Source organism: Flavobacterium croceum DSM 17960, from assembly GCF_002917885.1.
Classification (GTDB): Bacteria; Bacteroidota; Bacteroidia; order Flavobacteriales; family Flavobacteriaceae; genus Flavobacterium; species Flavobacterium croceum.
Genome location: NZ_PQNY01000005.1, coordinates 133246 through 157614, shown reverse-complemented (window position 1 = coordinate 157614; position 24369 = coordinate 133246). Strand labels below are relative to the sequence as shown.

22 protein-coding genes and 1 pseudogene are annotated in these 24369 nt (G+C 32.0%); all 23 read right to left on the bottom strand.

All coding sequences use genetic code 11. The features are described 5' to 3' along the window. Nucleotides 1-1558: 1558 nt before the first annotated feature. The 23 genes and pseudogenes from Q361_RS05390 to Q361_RS05285 all read right to left on the bottom strand — a co-directional run bounded on the left by Q361_RS05390 (nt 1559) and on the right by Q361_RS05285 (nt 24337). On the bottom strand, nt 1559-2929 hold the full coding sequence (locus Q361_RS05390; protein ID WP_103725696.1) for an RNA-binding domain-containing protein: 1371 nt from the start codon (nt 2927-2929) through the stop codon (nt 1559-1561). 1 nt (nt 2930) lies between these two features. Next, nucleotides 2931-3374 carry a hypothetical protein gene (locus Q361_RS05385; protein ID WP_103725695.1) on the bottom strand — a complete coding sequence of 148 codons (444 nt, stop codon included), beginning with the start codon at nt 3372-3374 and terminating at the stop codon, nt 2931-2933. A 6-nt stretch (nt 3375-3380) separates the two neighbouring features. Then, nucleotides 3381-4013, bottom strand: a complete 633-nt coding sequence (locus Q361_RS05380; RefSeq protein WP_103725694.1) for a Cap15 family cyclic dinucleotide receptor domain-containing protein — start codon at nt 4011-4013, stop codon at nt 3381-3383. Nucleotides 4014-4024: 11 nt separating this feature from the next. Then, on the bottom strand, nt 4025-4501 hold the full coding sequence (locus Q361_RS05375) for a Mov34/MPN/PAD-1 family protein (RefSeq protein ID WP_103725693.1): 477 nt from the start codon (nt 4499-4501) through the stop codon (nt 4025-4027). Then, nucleotides 4498-6246 carry an E2/UBC family protein gene (locus Q361_RS05370; protein WP_103725692.1) on the bottom strand — a complete coding sequence of 583 codons (1749 nt, stop codon included), beginning with the start codon at nt 6244-6246 and terminating at the stop codon, nt 4498-4500. The genes Q361_RS05375 and Q361_RS05370 overlap by 4 nt, the downstream gene beginning before the upstream one ends. Beyond that, nucleotides 6246-7244 (bottom strand): CBASS cGAMP synthase, encoded by a 999-nt coding sequence (locus Q361_RS05365; protein ID WP_103725691.1) that lies wholly within the window; start codon nt 7242-7244, stop codon nt 6246-6248. The genes Q361_RS05370 and Q361_RS05365 overlap by 1 nt, the downstream gene beginning before the upstream one ends. Before the next feature lies 1 nt (nt 7245). Further along, a complete protein-coding gene (locus Q361_RS05360) occupies nt 7246-8271 on the bottom strand; it encodes a CBASS cGAMP-activated phospholipase (protein ID WP_103725690.1) in 1026 nt (341 codons plus the stop codon). Between the two features lie 171 nt (nt 8272-8442). Beyond that, entirely contained in the window at nt 8443-9057 is a 615-nt protein-coding gene (locus tag Q361_RS05355) for a hypothetical protein (RefSeq protein ID WP_169929270.1), read from the bottom strand. A 92-nt stretch (nt 9058-9149) separates the two neighbouring features. Next, nucleotides 9150-9776, bottom strand: coding sequence for a P-loop NTPase family protein (locus tag Q361_RS05350; RefSeq protein ID WP_103725689.1), 627 nt, complete (start codon nt 9774-9776; stop codon nt 9150-9152). A gap of 123 nt (nt 9777-9899) precedes the next feature. Further along, complete coding sequence (locus Q361_RS05345; RefSeq protein ID WP_103725688.1) at nt 9900-10799, bottom strand: transcriptional regulator; 900 nt, start codon at nt 10797-10799, stop codon at nt 9900-9902. Between the two features lie 8 nt (nt 10800-10807). Continuing rightward, entirely contained in the window at nt 10808-11101 is a 294-nt protein-coding gene (locus Q361_RS05340) for a helix-turn-helix domain-containing protein (protein ID WP_103725687.1), read from the bottom strand. Between the two features lie 113 nt (nt 11102-11214). Next, entirely contained in the window at nt 11215-12063 is an 849-nt protein-coding gene (locus Q361_RS05335) for an RteC domain-containing protein (protein WP_103725686.1), read from the bottom strand. A 36-nt stretch (nt 12064-12099) separates the two neighbouring features. Beyond that, nucleotides 12100-14349, bottom strand: a complete 2250-nt coding sequence (locus tag Q361_RS05330) for a multicopper oxidase domain-containing protein (protein WP_103725685.1) — start codon at nt 14347-14349, stop codon at nt 12100-12102. Between the two features lie 17 nt (nt 14350-14366). Further along, nucleotides 14367-14585 (bottom strand): GDCCVxC domain-containing (seleno)protein, encoded by a 219-nt coding sequence (locus Q361_RS13915; protein WP_026726769.1) that lies wholly within the window; start codon nt 14583-14585, stop codon nt 14367-14369. 51 nt (nt 14586-14636) lie between these two features. Next, nucleotides 14637-14975 (bottom strand): annotated as a pseudogene (locus tag Q361_RS13910) (MerC domain-containing protein); the annotation flags it as partial. Between the two features lie 18 nt (nt 14976-14993). Then, the gene (locus tag Q361_RS05320; RefSeq protein ID WP_103725683.1) at nt 14994-17531 is read right to left on the bottom strand and encodes a heavy metal translocating P-type ATPase; all 2538 of its coding nucleotides are present in this window, start codon (nt 17529-17531) and stop codon (nt 14994-14996) included. 78 nt (nt 17532-17609) lie between these two features. Then, on the bottom strand, nt 17610-18170 hold the full coding sequence (locus Q361_RS05315) for a helix-turn-helix domain-containing protein (RefSeq protein WP_103725682.1): 561 nt from the start codon (nt 18168-18170) through the stop codon (nt 17610-17612). A gap of 2 nt (nt 18171-18172) precedes the next feature. Beyond that, entirely contained in the window at nt 18173-18556 is a 384-nt protein-coding gene (locus Q361_RS05310) for a DUF2147 domain-containing protein (RefSeq protein WP_169929269.1), read from the bottom strand. 16 nt (nt 18557-18572) lie between these two features. Beyond that, nucleotides 18573-19817: a hypothetical protein gene (locus Q361_RS05305; RefSeq protein WP_103725680.1), complete on the bottom strand. Its 1245-nt coding sequence runs from the start codon at nt 19815-19817 to the stop codon at nt 18573-18575. A gap of 150 nt (nt 19818-19967) precedes the next feature. After that, nucleotides 19968-20540 (bottom strand): hypothetical protein, encoded by a 573-nt coding sequence (locus Q361_RS05300; RefSeq protein WP_103725679.1) that lies wholly within the window; start codon nt 20538-20540, stop codon nt 19968-19970. Between the two features lie 136 nt (nt 20541-20676). Then, a complete protein-coding gene (locus Q361_RS05295) occupies nt 20677-21921 on the bottom strand; it encodes an efflux RND transporter periplasmic adaptor subunit (protein WP_103725678.1) in 1245 nt (414 codons plus the stop codon). 2 nt (nt 21922-21923) lie between these two features. Next, a complete protein-coding gene (locus tag Q361_RS05290; RefSeq protein WP_103725677.1) occupies nt 21924-23171 on the bottom strand; it encodes an efflux RND transporter periplasmic adaptor subunit in 1248 nt (415 codons plus the stop codon). A 2-nt stretch (nt 23172-23173) separates the two neighbouring features. Next, nucleotides 23174-24337, bottom strand: a complete 1164-nt coding sequence (locus Q361_RS05285; RefSeq protein WP_245874610.1) for a TolC family protein — start codon at nt 24335-24337, stop codon at nt 23174-23176. Between the last annotated feature and the right edge of the window lie 32 nt (nt 24338-24369).

The following is a 24369-nucleotide window of genomic DNA, read 5'->3' as shown; positions in this document are numbered from 1 at the left end:
GATTTAAAAATTAGGTTTTCTTCTAATTTCCTGTTGAGTTTCTAATGAATGCAGATGTGCCTCGCTATGCTCCGCCCATAAAAATTTTTTTCGCCAAATGTTATTTTTTAATTGGAAGCGAAGAATATTCATTTCAAAAGAAAAAAAGAAAAAAAGAAAGCCATTCGTCCAAGTGGAAGGTTTCAAAAAAGCAAGTTTTTCAGAAAAAATACTACCCGATACGTGATTGAAATCGGCAGCGTCTAATCAGAAGTAAAATGTCTTTTGAAACCGTTTGGGTGGAGATTTTTTCTGAAACCCAAAGGGCTTGAACTTGCTTTTTTGAATACCTGAAACTTATCTTTGCTCTCTTTTTTTTTATTTTTTATTTTGAATATTCAAATCAAATGTTTTTGTTTAATCGGATTTTATCTGAAGTAATGAGAGTTGATTTGAAAGATGGTCGTCTTCGGAAAGGGTATCAAATTCTTTGGATGGATGAATAAACGAAATCAAAAAATAAAAAGCTATTCATCCAGCCAAAGAATTTGATACTCTTTCTTGGATTTGATTTTTGAGGATGCTTAATCGTCCTATGAAATGGAAGTTTTCAATTTAATAGGATGTTGTACAGAAAATGGGAAGCATCTTCAAAAAACAATGCATTATACTACCGAGTGGGATGTGGCAGTAGCGTGAGTAAGGGTATCATTTTTTATTTGCTTATTGGGATGTTTCTGATTGCTCTAGTGGAAAAGCTGATGCCTAAAATTCAGTTGGCAGTCGCAGTGTTCAGTATACAGCAGATTATCTTAAAAAACGGCAAGGCATTAGCTTTTCGCTGGAGCAATTACTTATTATTTTCTGGCAAATAAAAAATGATACTCTTACTGGATATTTTGGTTTTGTGGGTAATAAAATGGCTTTTTACCATCGGAAAATTAACTAAAATAAAGCCATTTTATTACTTGCAAAAGCAATGCAAATACTTCCTATTTAAACACAAAGCTGATAAAAACAGTTACCGTGAACGTTCATAAAAGCGATGGTAACCGATAATATTCCTATGAAATGAAGAACGTTGTTGCAGCCAGTGGCGAAGGACGGTTTTTTTCTATGCAGGCTGGTGCGAGGAAGCATGGAAAAAAGTTGTCCTGGAGCCACTGGCATGAGCGTTGGGTGTGGCGGCTTTTTTACATAATGTTATTATAGTGCATCCGAGATTTTGATTAGTAGCAGGATAGTTCTTTATGCACTATAATGCCACATTATGTAAAGAAGCTTTGGAGAAAAAATTACTGGCGCAAGTTGCGAAGCGTACGTGTTTTTGATAAAAACTGTGCCAGTAATTTTTTTGGAGCGTTGGCAAAGGAGTGGCAACAGAAATATAAAACTTCCCTTTTACCACTAAACAAAAAAGAACATTCTGTTATTTAGAAATGAAATTAGCGAAATGAAACAAACAAAAATGGATGCTAGGAATACTTGGACTAGGAGCGATTTTTGTGCAGATGAATGAGATAATGAATTAAAATTTGAGGTTGTTTTTCTACCCACCTTTTCTACCCACCTATTGTAATTAGTAATTAATTTTCCAATTTCCACCTTTATCACTTCCTTCTCTAGTAAGTAGTCCTAAATCTTTAAGAACATCTATGTTATTATCTATAGCAGAAGCACTTATACTTACTACTTGTTCTAATTCTTTCTTAGTTACTTTTGGATTATTATGTACTTCTCTAAGAATTTTAACTCTATTATCTGTTAGTTTTTCTACCCACTTTTCTACCCACTTTTCAAAATCAAAAGGTCTTCTAAGTGTAACTGTAAACATTCCATCAATATTAAATTCAGGTGGTGTTAATCCTTCTTCTTTCATTACATCTCGCATTCTTGCAATACCTGAACCTATTTGTTCTACTAATCTCATTCTTTCAAATAAACTAAAGATTAAAGGATTTCTACTTGCACTTCTTTTACCAAATTCATTTCTTGGAACTGCACTAACTAAACCACCAGGATTTGATATTTCTACACGATCATCAAAAACTTCAATAGTTGTTCGTGCTCCTTTATCATAATAATCACGATGCGCTAGTGAATTAATAATAGCTTCTTTGAACGCAATTATTGGAATTTCCCAATATTCATTTCTTGGATTGGCTCCTTCGCCTTCAATATCATACCTTACGTTTAGTTTTGATTTTAGCCAAATCATACTTTTTTGATATTGCTGGTATAATGTTCCTGTCATCACTTTGTCATCTACAATATATCTTTTGTCGATGCCATCAAAGACCAAACAACGAATAACTGCTTTTTCAAAGAAAACTTCCGGTTCTTTTCCGAAAAACAAAATAGTACCGTTTTTTAAATAGCCATCATTTGAAATTAATTTTAAGTTGGAAAATAATTGTTCGTCAGATGTTGCATTGACTAATTCAGCTTCAAAACGGAACGTTTTAATACTTTCTTTTGAAATGTCATTTTCTATATTTGCTTCTATACAGGAAACATCGTCAAAGAAAATTCTATCGGTTTGCTGAAAGAAGTTCCTCATTTCTTCAACGGTAGTTAGTTTTTGAGAATTTGGACCTTGACGAACATAAATTGCACCCGATAAAACATAAGGTTTGTTTTGACCAGAAGGCACTTCTATAACTGCAACATTTTTACCATCAACCTCAACAATATAAAAATCACATTGTAATGGTGGCGAAATTTCTCCTATGGAGTTTTGTATTGCTGAACGTTTGGAATTATCGATAGCAACACCTTGAATTGCATTTTTATCATCTACACCAATTAATAAAACCCCTCCAGAAGCATTTGCAAAAGCGCATACTTCTTCTGTAATTCCTTTTAGATTAGTTGGCACTCTTTCTTTGAATTCGGTATTAAATCCTTCTCCAGAGCTTACTATTGATTTTATTTGTGTTGGATTTAGCATCTTAATTCAACTCTTTTTTATAGATTTCTTTTCCATTTTCAAAAATAATCAATCCGTAGTTTTTACTTATTACTGCTGTGAATAATACATTCGGTATACATGAGCCATATAATGCTGTTCTATATCTGCTGCCAAAAATATTAGTGACGATTAAATTTTTAATTATGGGTGTTGAAAAATATTGAGAAATGTGTGTTAGTTTAAATTCTTTTGATAATAAATGAAAACCATCCTGAAATTTACTATTTGATGAAGAAATTTCTATCAATGTTTTTAAAATATCATCATAGCTACTTATTGGTAAATCATAAGTTGTTTTTTCTGTATTCATCGATGCGATTGGTAACTCGTTAATATCTGAATATATTACCAAACCAATACCTTCAAAGTTTTTACTTTTAAGTTTATTTATATCATTACAAAGGTTTATTATTTTTTTTATCATGACGATTTAAACTAATCTGCCTAACAACTTTTTTTGAGAAAACTGTATCTTGATTGTCCCATTGTTATTTCTTTGGTTGTAATATTCTCCCTCTAATGTCAAAATATCTTTATAATATTTTAATTTGGCCGTGCCAACATGATTGTTAAGATTGAATAATGGTGCTGTTTCATTAGAAAATATATAAAAGATACTAAAGGTGTTATTTTCTTCGGGTATGATTTGCTCAATAACACTAAATGAACTTGAGGTATTTAAATTTGTATTTATATCAGCAAAATAAGTGAATATATGAAGTTTTGAAGCTGTTTGCTTAATCTCCATAACACATACTTTTTTAACTGGAACACCTGAACTCTGATAACTAGATACTACTTCTCCGGTATATCTGCCGTTTAAATTTGGAATATTAATAAGCCAACTAAAGATTTTAAATCTCCATCCTATTAAATCAATAAAAATTATAGTTGATGTTATTAGTGCTATTGTAGAAAAAACACCAAAATAGCTGTATGCTTCATTTAGTATTTTATGTTTAATAATTATACTTTCAATATATTTTGAAACATAATTATAAAATACAGATAGTACTAGTATAAATATTATTAATTTATTTGTGTTGTAGTATTTAAAATTCAAAATCAAATTGTTTAAAATTCTTCAAATTTAATATTTTTTTCAGTCTTAATTCCTGTTTTCTCAACATATGAAATATAAAGCCCTTTTCTACCTATTATCAGCATGAAGATTATTTCAGAATTGAGAATATTGCCTCTAATTTGTTCTAATATGGATTTTTTATCAAGACTAGAAGGAGTAGGATAATCTTCGGGATGTGTATGCCATTCGCCCAAATATATTTTCTTTCCCTTACTATCTTTAAAAATTTCATTAATTATTTTTTGAGCATTTCTTTTAGATCTAGTAAAATTAAATCTACTCGATTTGTCGAGCTCACTAGGTAAAGAAACATCGGTAATTGAATAATTTTTATCTTCTAAATAATGTCCAATTAATATGCCACCAGCTTCTGGTTTATGATTTTCATTTTGAATAAAAGACTTCATTTTTTCTAATACTTCATCGGATATTTTGATTGACAAATCTCCTAACTCAAATTCTTTCATAAATTATTTCTTATTAGTTGGAATGAGCTGTTATTTGATCCAAAATCTGTAATTACTAATCCTTTACTACTTAATAGTTCTTTATCTCCAATCCAAGAGTAAACCCTTGAAACATTGTCATTATTAGTAATATGTTCTTTTAAATATGGAAAAATAGATGAAAGGAATTGAATTAAATATGAAGCCGAATATGGAAAAAACCCTGTTTGACAACTTCCTTCAATCAAATATGTTTTGTCTTGTTGATTTTCTGAATTCGACAAAACACTATAATCATAATTTTCTTTTTTAATAAACGTTAAAGCTTTTTCAGCATCATTAGGCATTATAAATAACATTTGACCACTCGCTAAAAAAGGTTCAACCCAAAAAATGAATGTTGGTTTTATTAATTTTCCTTCAATTACTTGATTGAGTATAAACTCTTCAATCATTGTTTTTCCAATTGCTACAATATGAAAATCACAATCATTTATGAAATCAACTTCTGTTTGGATAATTGTAGTTACCGATTTTATTTTTGTTTCTACTTCAATTAAAGGATTAGTGTTCTTTAAGTCATTTTTTACGGCATCAACTTTATTGTTTTTTAAAAGTGAAAATCCGGATAAATGTCTCTTGATGTTCTCAGAAGATAAAGCTTCCTTGTCAATTAAATTAAATCTGTTGATTGGTAAGTTTTTTAGAAAAAACACAAGATTTGAACCTACACTACCTAAACCGCTAATTGCAACACTTTTTTGCTTTTCGGTATAACCAGTTGTTCTTAATTGTAATCTATTTATGCTGATATTATCAAATGTTAATCTTGTGGCAGATTTTTTTTCATTAATACGATTTGATAAATGATCTATTTTTGAAGAAATATTTCTACTGCCTCCTTTTTTTCTTGATAATATTTCTGCATTCTGATATGTCCAACCATAATATTCATCAGAAGAATTATTGCTGTTTATAAAAATTACTAAAACACAATCAAAATCATTATTTCTGCATAATTCTTTGAATTTATTGTAGTTGTTATTGTTTTTCTTTAAAATAGCTAATGTGTCTGCAAAAGTTAATTCAAAAGGTGGTTCAATGAATTCATTTTCAATAAGCAAAATGCCAACTTCTTTGAAATTACAATTGTGTTCTTTTGCATACTCTTTAATTTTCTTAAAATCGGCATCATTATTACCTATGAAATACTCATAATTTGACAAGTAACTATTTGTGAATTTTATGCCTTTTATTTCTTCGCCACTATTCTCATTTATAGAGTGAAAACCTAAATTTGATATAATATCACTTTTAGAATAATTTAATTCCCAGTATGCCTTAAATTCTCTTTTAAATTCGTTTTTCTTATAGTGAACATCTTCGGCATCGCGAATTATTTTTTTTGCTTTAGAAACCATTAATTCAATAAAACCAACAAAATCATTTTTAGGCAAAATTAAATTGAGCCCTTCATCAAAAATACAAATGCTTAAATCTTCATTAATGTGAGGAATATATTTTAAATCATGGTAACTTTCCTTATTGATAAAAATTTTAGGTGTTACAAAAGGAAAATCGTTTGGAAAACTCAAATAGAAAACAACATCAATATTTTTATTATTAAATGTCAATTCTGTTTGAATTTCCCAAACAATACTGTCTTTATAAAATTTATAGTCGAGCGTTTTTAATTCTTCACTTTCTAAATTTTTACAGTTTTCTATTTTTCCAAATTCTTTTAAAAGTAATTCGTAATCAATCATTAAGCAGACTTGTTATCGTATCGTAATTGGTCCGGTGAAGAAAATGCTTTTGCCACATCTTCATCTTTTTCCTCGATGTTTGAACACGGAAATCTATCTCCTAGATGCTTTTGCCACTTGGCACAAGCATCTTTTTTGCTTTTTGCTTCTATGGCTTGATTACCAGAAGTAATTAAACTGTCTAAAGCGTCAAGAAAGTTTTTCTTTTTAGTTTCAGATGAATATTTAACCAACAAATTTTCAGTAGTATCAACAGTCGGTCTGAAACATTCATATCTTGCCCAAAAGTTTTTTGAAGAATCAATTGCCAATTGAATAGATTTTAAAGTTTCTAAAAAAGCTTCATCGTCTCTATCTTTTGAAACATAATTGTTAACTGCCAAAATTGTAAATATCATGCCACTAGGTAAATTCAAGTGGTGTTTATTATCAGTCCAAGCTTTTAAATAGCGTACTATTCTTTTTAATTGTTCTTTACCTTTTGCTTTTTCTTCAAACCATAATCTAAAAGCATAAGGATCACTTGGAATCCATCCTTTGTCTTTGTGGGCTAATTCGGGCACATCAGAACTATCGAAGAAATATTCGTTATCATTATCTGTGGTTTTATAGTAAATTGGTAAGTCAATATGATATTGAGCAGCATATTGAACTCTAACGCAGGTATTTTTATCAATACTATTTTGATTAGTTCTATTTTCAACAGCTTTCAAAATCCAACCATGCGCTTGTGATGGTGTAGGTCTATCTTCTTCTTTACCAAAAATATAAACGCCATCATCAACATCATATTCGCCGCTTAATGGAAGAATAGAAGTATTCATTGAGAACGAACCTTGACCTTTAAATTTTACTGTGTGCTTGTCTCTATTGTCATCGAAATATTTACGAATATCCTCTCGAACAGCATTTCTTGATGTTCTTAATTCTTTTTTTCTTTTTTCAGAAAGTTTAATGTTGCCATTAAAACTAACAAATGTTTCATTTAAATCAGCCATTTTATTGTTTTTTAGTTGTGTTATATAATTTTTTATTTTTAAAGAAATCTACGACTTCAGGTTTTTTCTTAAATACATCTGCCATATCTTTTCCCTTTCCTTTGATTAAGTCTAATGCCTTTTTTGTTGCAACATCAAGTTGAATTAAACTTTCTTGGTCGCTCGATATTTCAGAAGTTGGAATTCGAACATAATCAATAGATATATCTGAAAGGTTTTGTATTTTTTCCATAAAATAATGCGAAAAATAACTTTGCCCGGTTAGTGATGTTTCAAATAACTCGTCCCTCCAATCTAAAAATGATCTATTCCTTTTTAAACCTGTCTTTTTTCCTCCTGTTAATGAAAGACTACTTACCGATAATATTTTCAATTTATCAAATTCTTTATTTTTGCCAACGAAATAATCTAGTGCTTCTAATAAACCAACGAGTGTTGGATTATTGCCCCAAACTCCACCATCAATAAACTGTTTGTTATCGTAATATTTTATTTCAGCCATTGGAAAATATGTTGGTGCTGCTGAAGTCGCTAATGCAACATCAACCATTGAAGCACCATTATCTCTATCGAGGTTTCCTTCTTTATGGTCAAATTTGAAAACAAAAGGTCTGGCTTCAGTTATTGTATAACTCGGAATGCACAATAAATTATTACTATCTCCAATTTTACTATCCTTGAAGATGTTTTCTAATGCTCTTCTTAAAGGTTTATCTGAGAATTTACCTCCATAGAGAACCTGTTTTAATGTACCTCTACTAATTTTAGTTTTTCCGAACTTTACTTTATTGAAACTTGGAAATATTTTTGGACCTTCTTCTTCATAAAATTTGCAAATTTCCGAAGCTGGAATTTTCAATGATAGAGCAAGTGCAATCAATCCTCCCGTAGAGGTTCCACAAATCATATCAAAATAATCCGAGATTGAACAATTGAATTTTTCTTCAAATTGTTCTAATATTTTTGCAGAATATAAACCTTTGATTCCTCCGCCATCTATTGATAAAATCTTAAATTCCTTTTCCATATATTACAAATAATATGTTAAAAAGTCAAAAATCATTCCTAGAATGTTAATGTTTACTAGTTATTCTTAAATATTTGATTTTTAGACAAATTGTCAGTTTTGTTGTCAGTTTCACTATGCCAAATTAACCTTTTGAAAGTTAAAATTACATTTTGGCAGAATTTAAATATATTACATTTTTGGTGTAATAATATTTGACATTTTATATAACTCGATTAAGTCATCATTGCAATTAGTTAACTGCCCTATCTCAATAAATGCAATATCATTAGCAAAAGCTTTTTCTCCGATTAAATGCTCGATATGCACGTAAACTGCTTCTCGAAGTCTTGGATTGTCTTTATGCACTATATAGTTTTTGAGTAACACTTTTATACCTAAATCGGTTGGTTTATTTGGGTTTTCTAATGGGATGAAATACATTTCGCTTATTCGTAAAGTGATACCGTAATATTCCAAAGGTTTATCAGTTCCATTTTGGTAGTTGGTGAGGTTGGTTTCGGGTTGAAGAAATGCAATAATTTTCCAACGTTCTACAACTGGAGCATAATGTATCAGTAATTCTACTTCTTTGAAAAGATAAGGATTACCATTTGCTGTGATGATTAGTTCTGCGCCTTTTTTTTTGTTTTTTATGATTAGGTCAAGATCTTTATTATATTGGTGGAGTAGATAAATTAACTTATCGAAATGTATTTTTAGTTCGTCTTTAGGTATTTCGTTCAACAATAGAAAAACGAAGTTACTTTCTTTGAAGTGGTTCCAGAAGTTGGTTATTTGGTTCATCGTTTGTCTTTTATAGTTTTTTCGTAAGCAATTAAATTGAACATTTACTCACGCTTTGTCTATTGCTTTTTTGGTGTACGTGATTATGCAATTTATTTTCGTTTGTCAATTGAACTTCTATCATAGGCTATTAAATTGCATAATTCTCTCATTCGACTGCGGACACGATTTCCGTATTGAGTTTCGATTTCACTTGCCGAAAGATTTGTAGTAATATGCGTTTGAATTTTTTTAGTTGTGAAAATATCATAGCGACTTAATAGAATTTCTGCCATTACATTGCATTCGTTTCCGTAGTATTTTAGGTTATTTTCTGTTCCTAAATCGTCAAAGCATATTGTTTTGGGTTCTGATTCATATAGTTTCCCTTTGCTGTATTTATGGATGATTTGGTAGCCATCTTGGATAAATTCAAAGCTGATGTCTCTACACGGTTTTACAAAATATTTATGTTCTGTTGGTGTTAAGTATTTCATCAAATTCATTAGTGATGTTTTGCCACAACCAACTGGACCAGAAAGTAAAATTCCTTTGTTTAGGTTGATGTTGTATTGAAAACAAGTTGCTTCGTCTTTTAGAAAATAAGCGATTAATTTGTAAATTATTGGATAATCTGTTTCAAGGATTTTGAAGTGATTTCCGTAGAGTTCGATGCCCTTGTTTTCAAGCCAAAGGATAACTTCTTGGTAGTTATAGTGTGTTTTTATTTCTGTTTCCATAGTTTAGGATTTAACCGCAAGGATTTTACTTCGTCAATTCGACCTTTGGTCTCGGGTCGAAAGGCTCGCAAAGTGAGATTGATTCTTTCCTTGCAATGACCGAGAAGCTGAAACAAGTTCAGCTTAAAGTGGCTCTGAATAGTCTTTATCTGTTCCTGTGTTGAGGTGTTTTGCTCTGTTGGATTGTGGCTCATTTGAAATGAATTTAGGTGCGTTTAATATCCAATTTTGTGCTGCGGCTTGCCAATCGACCATTGGTGTTTTGCCTCCGACTAACCAACCGTTACTAGAGAAGTAATTGAAAAACTTAATAGCTTCGAGATCTGGAAAGTTTTGTTCAAGAAAATAAGCTTTGACATTTTCGATTGTTGGCTTTGCATTTTTAAAATCAGCTACCTCGACTGCGCTCGGTATGACAAAATCATCAATTTCATCTTTTTCTTTTTTGGCGGAACTTTTTTCTTTTTCTTCGAGAGCATCGTTTTTTAAAAACTCATCTTCAATTTCAAAATTTTTTTCTTGCTCGTCCAAGTTTACAATCTTTAAATCGTTTGAAATGTTTGGTATGTTTGTATTGTTTATATAAGGTACTAGAGCTTGTTCACTACCTGTTTCATTAGTTGTACCACTACCAGTATAAAGCTTGTTCACTACTTGTTCATTAACTAGTTCAAAAACAGGTTCATTATTTGGTGTAGTTGTTTTTTCGCTTTTGGGAATTGGCTTTAAATCATCTGAAAAATTGAACAAGTAAACGTGGCTTCCTTTAAACGGATTGTAAGATGGTTCGTAATTGATGTATCCCAATGAATGTAAATTCTTTAAGCATTTGTGATAGGTTGCTTTTGAACTAATTTTGCTTATTCGCATTACTTCATCACGAGAAATGCTGATTGGATTTTTGAACCGATTGCAATTCCAAAATTGAAATAACGACATATATAAACTTACGTGTGTTGGGTTGAGCATTTTGTCAATAGCTACTTTCTCGAAAAAACCTGTTAGATGTTTTATATAATTCATCTTTTGCTTTATTTACGATTGAATAGATTAGGAGTTGCTTCAACCTTATTGATTTCTAGAACTTTCTCTAAATCAGAACTGGCGTAGTAAAGGATACCTCCAACTTTTGTGTAAGTGATTGTTCCGTTTACTCGTAGGTTTTGTAAAGTTCCTGGAGAAATGTTTAACAGCTTTCGGACTTCAGAAGATTTGAGCCATTGTTTTTGCTGTTGCGGTTTTGAATTAAAAATTGCGTTTAAATCCGAAAGAAGGAGTGTTCGGAATTCGTTTAAGTCTTCGCGAGTAATAACTTCGATTGCCATAACTGATGTTTTAGATTGTTATGGTACAAAATTGTGGGTTTTGATTGGTTTTAAATCACAAGTCAATCACAAGTTGTGATAGATTTTTATTAAAAGTATTGTATTTGCTGGGATTAAGGTAGGTCGTCTGTATTTTCCATTCTCTTCACTAATTTTTCTTTAAGTGAGTTTAGAAATTTTGTTTGGTCAGATTTTCTAACTCTGATTTCAAGAAAAGCCCTGTGATACTGCCCTAAATCAATATCAAACACTACTTCTAAATATTCTGCAATATCTTTTAAGTCTGATGCTCCATTGTTGAACACACCTTCGGTATGCAAGGCATATAAAAGCTCTATTAATGCGACTTTAGAGCCAGTCCAAGTTTGCTTCACCTTCGGTTGAACTTGTGATTTTTCCTTTGGGTCTTTATTTTCCATAATCAATAATTTATCTTCTAGATAAACTTGAATTAAATCGTGCGCCAAAATCTTTGCTACTTTAAAATCATGCGAGGTAGAAAATGTATGATCTGCTTCAAAATAAAAACTGTCTAAAGCCAATTTTACATCAAACTTTCCACGCACAAAATATTTGTGATCCAAGTAGCTACTTCCTGTTCTGTAGTATCTGTAGAAGTCTAAATTGCTATCAAAATATCTTTTAAGTTTATCTAGTTCGTTATTAAGGTATTTTTTGATAATTCGTTCTCCACCATGTGGTTTCTTTGTTTCAATTTTAAAAACGGCATTGTAAAAAATTAATTTAGAAGTAAATTTTGGCTTGACATTTTTAAAGAAATCTACTTCATAATCTTGTGATTTGTTCTTTTCTTTTTCGAATAATAATTTTAATTTTTGCATTGATTTTAGAATTATATCAATAGCATTTTCGCATCGCTTTATAGGATCGTCGATTTCTAAATCGGTGAAATTTAGTTGCTCGTTTAAATCAGTTAGTAATTGATTAATTTTTACGTTCAATTTATTACTTGCTTTAATGTTTTATCTATGTGATTTTTAGTAATTTAAACCAGCACCTATACCCAATCCCATATCACTGTCATAGTGTGCTCTGACATTTACATTTTTTCCAATTATGTATCGTGTATCAACCATATACTCTTTATCTGTATTTACCATGAATCCCATCCGGACCCTTTTGGAAACAGGTATTTCTTTGCGTTCCAATTGTAATCTAAATTTTCCATCTGAAAATACTTCAGCTTGTGCCATTATAAGCATAGGTAAAGTGTAATTAATACCTGCACTAAAAACAGTTCGTTTATCTTTTGTATTGGTTTGACCAAAAAGGTTTTGTTCCTGTTGGTCGATACCCATTTTTCTGTATCTAGCGTCAAAACCTATAAACGGCATTATCCATTGCATTTTGCCAATATATCTACCAATGTGGGTTTCGGTTTCATAACCGTGCATATCATTATATCCCAATCTCCATTCAGTACCAATGCTCCATCGTGTAGATTGATACATTGCCTCACCATCATTTCCGTTGGTTGCAAAATCATTTTCAGCCATAATGTGAAAAGCTCTATCATCGGCAAATAATTTTCTTTGTGCTAATTTGGGATTTGGAATAAGTGGATTTGGAGCTTGGTTTTCGTAGGTAAAAACTCTTCCCATACCTGCCATCATGTGGTATAAAATATGACAATGAAAAAACCAATCGCCTTCAACATTTGCATTGAATTCAATAATATTTGTTTCCATTGGCATTAGATCCATTACATTTTTTAAAGGCGCAAACTCTTCTTGACCATTAATAATTCTGAAATCATGACCATGCAAGTGCATTGGATGACGCATCATGGAACCGTTGTAAAGCGTAATTCTAATATTTTCTCCTTTTTTTATAAGTATTTTATCGGTTTCAGAAACTACTTTATTGTCTAAACTCCAAACGTATCGGTTCATATTTCCTGTAAGCTCAAAACGAAGTTCTTTTACTGGTGCATCTTTGGGTAATGTCGTTTTATCAGTTGCTTTTAGCATTGCATAGTTGAGTGTTGTAATACTAGATAGCTTATTGGCATTGTATTGATTTTGATTATGGTTGGAATGGTCATTTTTCATTTCCATACTACTCTCATTTTCTTTGTTTTTTGCATTTGTAGCACCAGTTATTTCTGGATACATTACTACATTCATATCCATTTGGTTTAAGGACATACTCATTCCCATATCGTCCAAGTCGCCGTTCATTTTCATCATGCCATTCATCATTTTCATACCTTCAAAATATTTTAATTTAGGTAAAGGAGCAATTAATTGTTTGATGCCATTGCCAATGTATAATGAAGTTGATTTAGTTCTATCTTCTGGAGTTGCTAAAAATTCGTAGGAAGTATTATCGGCAGGAATTGTAACAATAACATCATAGGTTTCTGATACTGCAATCAATAATCGATCAACTTCAACTGGTTCAACATCGTTACCATCACTAGCTACAACCGTAATTTTTCCACCAGCATAAGTCAACCAAAAATAAGATGAAGCACCGCCATTTGCTATTCGCAATCGAACTTTATCACCACCTTTAAATTGCGATAATTGGTTTTCATTTTTACCATTAATTAGAAACTTGTCATAATATACATCGCTTACATCCATTGCGTTCATTCGTTTCCATTCGTTGGCAATTTTTGTTTTGAAATGACCTTGCCTAATAGCTTCCGCATAACTTTGTGTTGTGCCTTTTTTGATGGCAAACCAATCGGTTGCGTTGTGTAACATTCGATGAATGTTTTCGGGTTTTAAATCGGTCCATTCACTTAAAATTACTGGAACAGTTGGTAAATCATCTATTCCTTTTCGAAATGTTTTATCATTTTGTTTTTTGTTCATGATGAACATTCCATACATACCGATTTGTTCTTGTAAACCCGAATGACTGTGATACCAATGTGTTCCGTTTTGTATGATTGGGAAAGTGTATTTATGAATTGTTCCGGGTTTGATAGGCATTTGCGTTAAATTTGGTACACCATCTTCTTTATTAGGTAAAAATAGTCCGTGCCAATGTAACGATGTGCTTTCTTTTAATTCGTTGTGTACATAAATTTCGGCAATATCACCTTCGGTAAACGTTAGTGTTGGCATTGGAATTTGACCATTAACTGCTATGGCTCTTTTTTCTTTACCAGAATAATTGACAATAGTATCGCGAACGTATAAATCGTATCGTACTATTTTTTGAGCAGTTATACTTAATGTAGTAAATGCTATAAGAATTGATAATTTAATTTTCATAAGTAATATTTTATATTTTAACAACAACCAGTTCCAACTTGAATTGGCGGGCATTTTACACTTCCGTAACTACAGTATACACAACAATCCCCTTCTAATGGACGTAATCTTTTTTTACAATTTTCACATTCATAAAAAAACTCGCAGGCATTTGTAGGCATTATTTCCTCTTTTTTATGACCGCAATTTGGACATGTAATTTTTGATTTTAGTTCTACTAATTTACCATTGTAGATGGTACATGTGTCGCAACCATTATGAAGTTTATTTCTGTAATAATTAACTATTGAAGCAATAAGAAGCCCAAACATACCAGCATATAAAAAATATACTTGATAATCATTATTGCAAAAATAATAGCTGTAAAAAATGACCAATGTACTTGGAATTGCTATTAATAAAGGATATAGACTTTTATGCCTATGATAGGAAATAAAAAAACCAATAACAGAAACTAGAACCATACCTTGAAAAATCCACATCGTCCATCCGCCAAAAAGTTCAAAACTACCTAAACCTAAAGCAGATGCTGCAAATGCAAAAAGTGGAAAGCAACAAGGTGAAAATATTGCTGTGAAGAACATACCAATTGTTCCGAATTTATCTATATTATTTGCTATTTTCATTCTTTTTATTATTTTTTATTAGAGTTTTAAACTTCTTAATCTTAATGCATTTACAATTACGGATACAGAGCTGAAAGACATTGCTAAAGCTGCAATCATAGGAGATAGTAAAATACCGAAAACAGGATATAAAACTCCAGCTGCGATTGGTACTCCCAATACATTATAGAAAAAGGCAAAAAATAGATTTTGCTTAATATTTCTCATAACAGCATGGCTTAAATTCTTAGCTTTTACAATGCCTTGTAAATCTCCTTTGACTAAAGTTATTTTGGCACTTTCTATAGCGACATCTGTTCCAGTTCCCATTGCAATTCCAATATTAGCTTGGGCTAATGCCGGTGCGTCGTTTATACCATCGCCTGCCATGGCCACAATTTTGCCTTCGGCTTGTATTTTTTTAATTTCTTTGAGTTTGTCTTCGGGTAAACATCCTGCTTTATAAGTTGTTAATCCCAATTCATCAGCAACTGCTTTGGCTGTATTAAAATTGTCACCAGTCATCATGATTACCTCGACACCCTGTTGCATTAATTCTTTTATTGCGTCTCTGCTAGAAGTTTTAATAGCATCTGTAATTGATACAAAACCAACAGCAACTCCATCAATGGCTATGTATGAAACCGTTTTACCTAATTTTTGTTCGGTAATTATTTTGTTATCTAAATCGTCAGAAACTGTTGCCTTGACTTGCTCCATTAGTTTTTTATTGCCTAATGCCACTTTTTTATTAGTCACTGTTCCTATAACACCCTTTCCGGCAACGGCTTCAAAATCTTTTACTTCGATTAAAGAAATGGATTTTGTTTTGGCATAAATTACCACAGCTTGTGCCAATGGATGTTCACTATATTGGTTTAAGGAAGCAATGCTTTGCAATAAGTCACTATCGTTGTTATTGGATGCATAAATTTTTTCGACAGATGGTTTTCCTTCGGTGATGGTTCCTGTTTTATCGGTAATTAAAACATTAACCTTATTCATGTTCTCTAAAGCCTCAGCATTCTTTATTAAAACGCCTGATTGTGCTCCTTTGCCAACACCAACCATTACTGACATGGGAGTTGCCAGACCCAGAGCACAAGGACAGGCTATGATTAATACAGCAATTGCATTTATAAAACCATAGACTAAGGCCGGTTCGGGACCAAATTTTGTCCAAACAAAAAATGTTATTACTGATATGATAACCACAATTGGCACAAAGTATTTGGATATACTATCTGCTAACTTTTGAATTGGTGCTCTGGAACGTGAAGCATCATTAACCATTTGCACGATTTGAGAAAGCAGGGTTTCTGAACCCACTTTTTCGGCAACCATTACAAAAGATTTGTTTCCGTTTATTGTTCCGGAAATTACGTTATCGCCTTTCTTCTTATCAACAGGTATTGGTTCGCCGGTAATCATGGCTTCATCGATACTACTTTCACCATCGGTTATTTTTCCGTCAACCGGAATTTTATCTCCGGGTTTTACCCTCAATAAATCGCCTTTTTTGATATCGTGGATAGAAATTACTTTATCGCCGCCATCAACTACTAAAGTAGCTTCGGTTGGTGCGAGTTTTAATAATTCTTTAATTGCGCCGCTCGTTTGACTGTGTGCCCTTGCTTCGAGTAATTGTCCTAACAAAACTAAAGTCAGAATAACTGTTGTAGCTTCGAAGTATAATAATACAGTTCCGTGTTCTGTTTTAAATTCACTTGGAAAAATATCCGGAAAAAACATTCCGACTAAACTAAATAAAAATGCCACTCCCGTTCCAATTCCGATGAGTGTGAACATATTGAGATTCCAAGTAATAATTGATTTCCAGGCGCGGACAAAAAATACCCAACAGGCATAAAAAACAACAGGAAGAGATAAAATAAGCTGTACCCAGTTCCATTTGTCCGCATCCATTAGTTGCAATAAAGGATTATTGTGTGCCATTTCAATCATGGCAATGGCGAAAACAGGAACTGTAAATACTACCGCTATTTTCATTTTCTTAACCAAGTCTTTATAAGTCCTTTGATCTTCGCTTTCGCTTGGATTCATGGGTATTAAATCCATTCCGCAAATAGGACATGAACCTGGCCCTTCTTGAATTACTTCAGGATGCATAGGACAAGTGTATAATGATTTGCTGTCAGTTAGTTCAGGTGCTTTAACTAAATCCATTCCACATACAGGACAGTCGCCTGCTTTGTCGTATACTTTTTCGCCTTCACAATGCATTGGACAATAATACTTTCTTTGTGTATTGGTTGTTATAATAGTCTCTTTTTTATGATCGTGGGAATGCGTGGAGCAACATGATTTTTCGGAGGTCTCTCCGGTTGGTGCATGCTCGTTGATTTTACCATTAGTCATTTCTATGGTGTATTTTCCAACGGCTGTCAACGCTTCCTGCAACTGTGTTGTTGGTATGTGTTTATCCATAGTAATTGTGGCCACTGGTGGGTTTAATGAAACTTTTGCTTCAATACCATCAATAGTATTCAATGCTTTCTCGACTTTAGAGCGACAACCATCGCAAGTCATTCCGGTAATGCTGTAAGTATGTATCATCTTTTATATTATTTTAATACAAATTTCTATCATAACTGTTTTATGCATTTGCACAATTTTGGGTTTGATTTGCAAGATTTATAAATCATCTATTTGCTTTCTTTTAATAGTTTTTATATTCTTAAAGTGCGTTGGCGAAAAGCCAGTTACTTTTTTGAATTGGTTGCTTAAATGTGAAACGCTACTGTAGTTTAAAGAGTAAGCTATTTGACTCAGGGACAATTCATCGTAAATAATCAACTCTTTTACTTTCTCAATTTTTTGATTGATGAAATATTTTTCAATTGTTGTGTTTTCAACCTCAGAAAAGAGGTTGCTCAAGGTATTATAGTCTTGGTGTAGCTCTTGGAATAGAAATTCTGAAAGGTTAGTTTTCAGATCATTATTTTTATTTTGGACCAAATCAATAATCAATGTTTTAATCTTATCGATAGTTTTACTTTTCTTGTCATCTATTAAATCGAAACCAACTACGCGAAGGTTTTTTAGCAGTTCTTTTTTTTGATTTTCCAGTATGTCATTTTTTAATTCAACTTCACCTAACTCAACTGAAATGGGAATGATTCCCATACCTTCAAATACAGCTTTTACTACCATCTTACAACGACTGCATACCATATTTTTTACATATAATTTCATGATTAATTTTTAAGGCGTTTCATTTTTCTTTCTTTACCTAATAACTTTATGCCGTGATATCCTAAAATTATTGCTTCGTCTTTACTTTTCATTTTTATTTCACAATCAACGCTGTGATTCATATCTGGTAATTGTAGTTTTCCATTATCCCATACTTTTTTATCTGTATTGAATTTTAAATCCCAAATATTATTTTTTTGTTTCTCTAGTATTTTACCATCCACAGAATATATAGTAGCTACGTATTTGTTATTTTCTCTAAAAACTTTGATTAAAAATTTTTGATCAACTGTTTGCCAATAACCAATCAAATCATCACCATTGTTTTGAGTAAATCCTTTTAAGGTCGTAAGGAGAAACACTATTACAATTATTAACTTTTTCATTATCTTTTTATTTTTATTAAACTGATTTTGCGATTTTATCCATAATAGAATGGTCTGTGCCAAATTTGCAAATCGCATCACAGTTGGCTCTTAATTCTGAAAACAGAATGTATTTAATATTCATTTTCGAATTTTTTATAGCCGGTCGGTTGAGCTGTTGAATAACATCTTTTTCACGACTATCAGGAATGATGATATAGAACACCTCATCACCATCAGATATGCTAAAATAAAGGTCGGAAAGGCGTAAAATACCAGAGTAAATACTCGTGCTTTTCTCTACTTCAAATGCCCCAATAATATTATTTGTTCCTTTCTCAAACCATAATACATCTATTAGTTTGATGGTGTTTTGCGTGTCTTTATCACAAGGTAATTCGGGGAATTTATTTATAGCGATAAAAGAAAAATTTTGTCCATTGAAAGCTTTGCTTTTATCATTACTGGCAGGAGTAACATCGAAACCTAATGATGCTCCAATTTTCAATAAATGGTATTGCATTTCACTATGCAGATTATCTTCCTTTTTTTCTTCTATAATTTCTTTTTGTCGTTTTACTATGTTTTTCTCGAATTTATGACGTTCCTCTTCGCTCAAATAATCATCATTTCCTATCATCATTTTTTGCGTGCCAATTTCAAAACACAATCCTGCGATTGCACCTAAATCATTAGATAGTTCCGATTTGAATTTGTTATTGGTTTCCATTAATGTCTCTCTAATTTTTAAGTATTCACTCCAGCTGCCGAGTTTCTTTTTATCCTTGAACAAAAAATTAAAACCGTTTACAATTGCCGTGTTGAAAGGAGGAAACCATGTTGGATGCAAGAAATACAAAATACTGGCAACGGCAGGACCTAACCCCTTGATGTGTAATTCGTCCAGTTTAACAATCTCTTTAAGCACTTGTTCTTCGTTTTTTGCATTAACGCAATTTTCCAAGAATTGACCAAAAGCAATTTTATTGGCTTGATTTTCATAAATGTCAGGAATTCGGAGTTTTGGTTTCCAATAAAAAGGATGTGAAACACCAACAAATACTTGTTTTTGCTCGGCAATGCAGTTCAGCACAAATTCTAAGCTGCTATTTTTAAAATCGTTTGGAAATGATTTGTTTTTTATGTCTTCAACAACCTGAATAATTCCGCGACGGATAGTCCTGAATGCTTTTAACCGCTGGTCGTTGTCAACAAACCAAGTGTTATAAACGCTTTCTGTATCGTTTTTATATTGCTGTATTATTTGTGTTACACTACTCATGTTATTATTATTTATTTTTAATACTTTAATTTTCAAAATCGTAGAACATCTACAATTATTGAAACTAAATACATTACTAAAGCTGAAATCATTTCATATAATAAATTCCTACAAAAGCATTTGAAATTCTTAAAAATTGAAGTATTCAGTTTAAAGTGAGTTTAAAAGAACGCGATTAATTTTCATTATTTTATGAAAATTGTCGTAGCTCGACAATTCATCATCACTATGAAATTCCATATCAATCAAATCGTGAAATTTATGGTTATCAAAAAAAGCAGCTTTGACATTATCAATAGTGAGCTTTTCTATTCTACTTTCAGCATCTTTACTAAAATAAAATTTTGTTACAGCAACATTACCCTTACCACTAGCAATTGAAACTACTTTATAAATTAATATCTTTTCATAGGGGTTCATTATAGGGTATTTCGAACCCCTGTAAATCCTTATAATTTTCCCATCGCAATATTTAATTGCGTATATTTTGTCTTTTGGATAAGTATAAGTAGAATCTTTATGTTTAATTGTAATCTTCTTGGGGTGAAAAATCATATCGGATTTTATCTTATGCTTTTGTGTTTTACAATAAATAGAAAAACTTAATTTGTGTGCTAAAAAATCCTTAGCAGTAAAATAAACTCCGCTGCTATCTGTTTGTGAGAAACCCGATAATGTGATTAACACCATAAGGCATATCGAAATAATAGTTTTTACTTTCATAACTTTTTTTTTAGAATTATCATAAATTTTGCTTTTAATTTATTTTAAAACGACCAGAATCTATTTTGAAAATTTTCAATCATTAATAATTAAAAAATTAGTTTTTTAAAATAAATCCCGTCTGCATTTCTTGTTGTTACATTTTCATTCCTTCCATCGGGTCGCTGCCTTTACGGAATTTATATTCGCTATTGATGGCATAGGCACCCGTTATCACTACTTTTTGACCATTGTCAATTTTTGTTTTTATTTCTATGAGTCCATTGGTTTCGATTCCTGTTTCTACCATTAGATTTTCATAAACTCCTGGATTTTTTTCTACCCAGATGTAGGATGCGTTTTCTTCCCTAATTACCGCATCGGTGGGAATATATAATCCTTTCCTTCCGTAAATAATCAATTTTGCAATTGCCTGCATCCCTGGTTTTAATATTAGATTTTGATTTGGAACTTCAAATCGAATCAACAATAAACGGGTTTCCGGGTTTATTTCGGGATTGATAAATGAGACTTTTGCCCTTGTTGATTTATTAGGAAAATCGGCAAATGTTATCGTGGCAATTTGACCCATTTGTAGACTTTTGAAGTAGTTGATATTAACCTGTGTTTCAAGCCAGAGTTTACTTAAATCAGTCACTTTAATTATTGGAGAACCTTCCATGACATAGCTTCCTTCAACCGCACTTATTTCAGAAATTGTTCCACTTATAGTACTGTAAAATGTAGTATAAGGCGAAACATCTTTGTTACTTTTTATATTCTCAATTTGAGTATTGGACAAACCATAAAAGAGAAGCTTTTGTTTGGCCGCATTGATAATGTTTTTTGCGTTTTTCCCAAAATCGCCGGGCATTTCCAGTTGCTTAAAAGCCGTATAATAGTCTTGTTTTGCTATTGCAATATCTTCACTATACAATTGAAATACTGGTTGATTCTTGGATAGGTAATCACCAGTTGATTTGAAATACAATTTTTCAATTCTGCCCATTGCTTTTGATGAAATGGTTTTTGACTCTTCTTGATTGAAAGTTAAAACACCAGTGTACTTTTGTTCTACATTATTTTGGGTTTGTTCGATAACCTGAGTTGTGATATTACCTAGTTGAATTTGTTGCTTGCTCAAACTTATTTGATTAACCTCATTATCATCCTGTTTTATGGGTGTTAACTCCATGTGGCAAATAGGACACTTCCCGGGTTTGTCTTCTTTTACTTGAGGATCCATAGAACAGGTATAAAAAGTTGTTTCTTTCTTATCATGTTGTGAGTGGTCTTCTTCTTTTTTACCATGCTGAGAATGGTCTTCTTTTTTAGGTGAATTACAAGCTGTAAGTACCATGATAAGCAATAAAAAGATGCGTATTAGATTTAATTTTTTCATACTTACTCTGTTTTAATAAAGCTTTCGCTATCGATTAAATATTGGGCATTTTTTGCAATAGTGTCTTTGACTGAAATACCATCAATGATTTGAATGTATCCGTTCATTTCAAATCCTGTTTTTACCGGTATTGCTTTAAAACCATTTTGAGATTTGATAAAAGCGATTTTTTTATTACCGGTACTTACTAATGCGTCTTTTTGAACCCAAACACTGTTTATTGACCGTGTTTTTATAACACCTTGCAATCTCAATCCTATTGGCAATTTGAGTGTGTTATTGTTTAAATAAACTCTTATTCTATTGGTTTTGTCGGCGGCATTAAATTGTATTTCAATAAAATTGATTTTGGCCTCTATTGAGTTCTCCTCATTGAGTTCAGAAGTTATTTTAATGGCTTGATTAACCTTAATAAGACTACTGCTTTCTTGTGCAATATTGAATATTCCCCAAACTTTATCGGTATTTACTAATTTAAAAACAACCTCTCCTTTTTTGACATAGCTTCCTTCTTTTAAGTCAAGCTTTTCAGTACTGCTGTTTATACTTTGCATCCCTGAATTTGATGATGCATCCATTGTTTCTGTTCCCATGACAATTCCATTTGAAGGACTGAAAATGGCTAATTTAGGATTGGCCTTTTTGGAATTAGCTAAAGCGTTTATTTGATTTTGAGTCATACCATAAAGCAATAGTTTTTGTTTTGATGCCTCAATAATTGGACGGTTATCACTATCATTTGAAAGTAAATAAATGAAGTTTTCTTGCTCTGTTAAAAGTTCTGGACTGTATAAATCAAATAGTTTTTGTCCTTTGCTAATGCGCTGGTATTTAAAATTCACGTATATTTTTTCTATTCGTCCACTTATTTTTGCTGCAATATTTATGGCTGAATTTGGGTCATAAGCGATAATACCCGGAAGATTGATTTCACCGCTTATGGTTGAATCTACTGCGGTAGTGGTTTGAAACTTGCCCACTACAAAGTTATCCGTTGGCTTGATGACATTATCAATATTATGGTCTTCATTAGAATGATTGTCGGTAACTTTTTTTACTAAAGTCATTCCGCAGATAGGACAGTTTCCCGGTTTGTCTCTAATAATTTGCGGATGCATTGAACAGGTATAGACAACGTTTTGATGAGAGCTTGCGTCATGTACTTCTGGTTTTATGACATAGAAATAAATAGCAGAACCGATTATTGCTATTGCACCTAGAATCAAACCATATTTTATATACTTATTCATAGTTACTTAATTTCGAGTTGTTTTTCGATTTCTACCTGAGTGTTGAGTATGGATTGCAATTTGTCGAATGCATCCATTTGGGCCATGTTCAAAGCTTCCCAAGCATCTAGGACAACAAATAAATCGCCGGTGTTGTTTTGCCAAGCTAATACCGCTGTGTCATAATTTTTGCGCAATGAAGGGATAATGCTTTTTTCGGAGATAGTGTATTGTTTTTTGAGGTTTGAAAGTTCTGTATTCATGCCCGAAATCATCCCAACCGTTTCATTTAAAATCATTTGTTTTTGCCAATTGAGACTTTCGTTTTTAATTTGAAAACTACTGATGTTGGCTTTGTTCATTTTAGTTGACCAAGGCATAGGAATAGTTATCATACCCATCAGTGAAAATTGTTGTGGTTGCTGTCCAAAAGCAAACATGTGGTCGTATTTGACTCCAAACTCTGGTAGAAATTTTGATTTTTCTGCGTCAATCCTAAGTTGGTTTATTTCCATAGTTCTTTTGATGGCATTGATATCGCTTCGGTTTTTTGAAATTAAAGTGGTATCTGATAGTTGTGAATTGAATTCTTTTAGTTCGAATGCTTCTTCAATTTCAAACATTGTATTTTTATCTCTTGACATTAGCGTGTTGAGCATTATTCTTTTTTGTGAAATATCATTTTGAAGCATTATAATCATACTTTCCAACTCATTGTATTGCGATTTTGCTTTATAATATGTTGGGAGTTTATCCATATTGTATTGATACCTTATTTCCATGCTTTTTATCATGTAGTTTAAGAGTAGTAAATTATCATTGGCTACTTTGACTTTTTTATTTAGTACAAGCCATTGATAATAATTTGTCTTGGCTATGGCATAAAGCTGATTTAGAGTGTAATTTTTGTTTTCTTTTTCAACAGACGACATGGCGCTCATGTACTTGTATTCTGCATTTTGCTTTTTGGCATTGGGAATCATTTGTGAGACTCCAATCATATAACTGCCCATGCCAGGACTCATATCATCTGCTTTCCACATTTTGGTATTGTAGGGCGTCATAAAAAAACCGGTTTCTACTTGAGGTGCCATCCAGCTTTTAGCCCCTTTTGCAGCAGCATCCATACTTTGGATATCGGCATCATACATTTTTAGCTGCGGATTATCGGTTTTGATTGTGCTCAAGATATTATCCAGTGAAACAATCTGTGCATTAG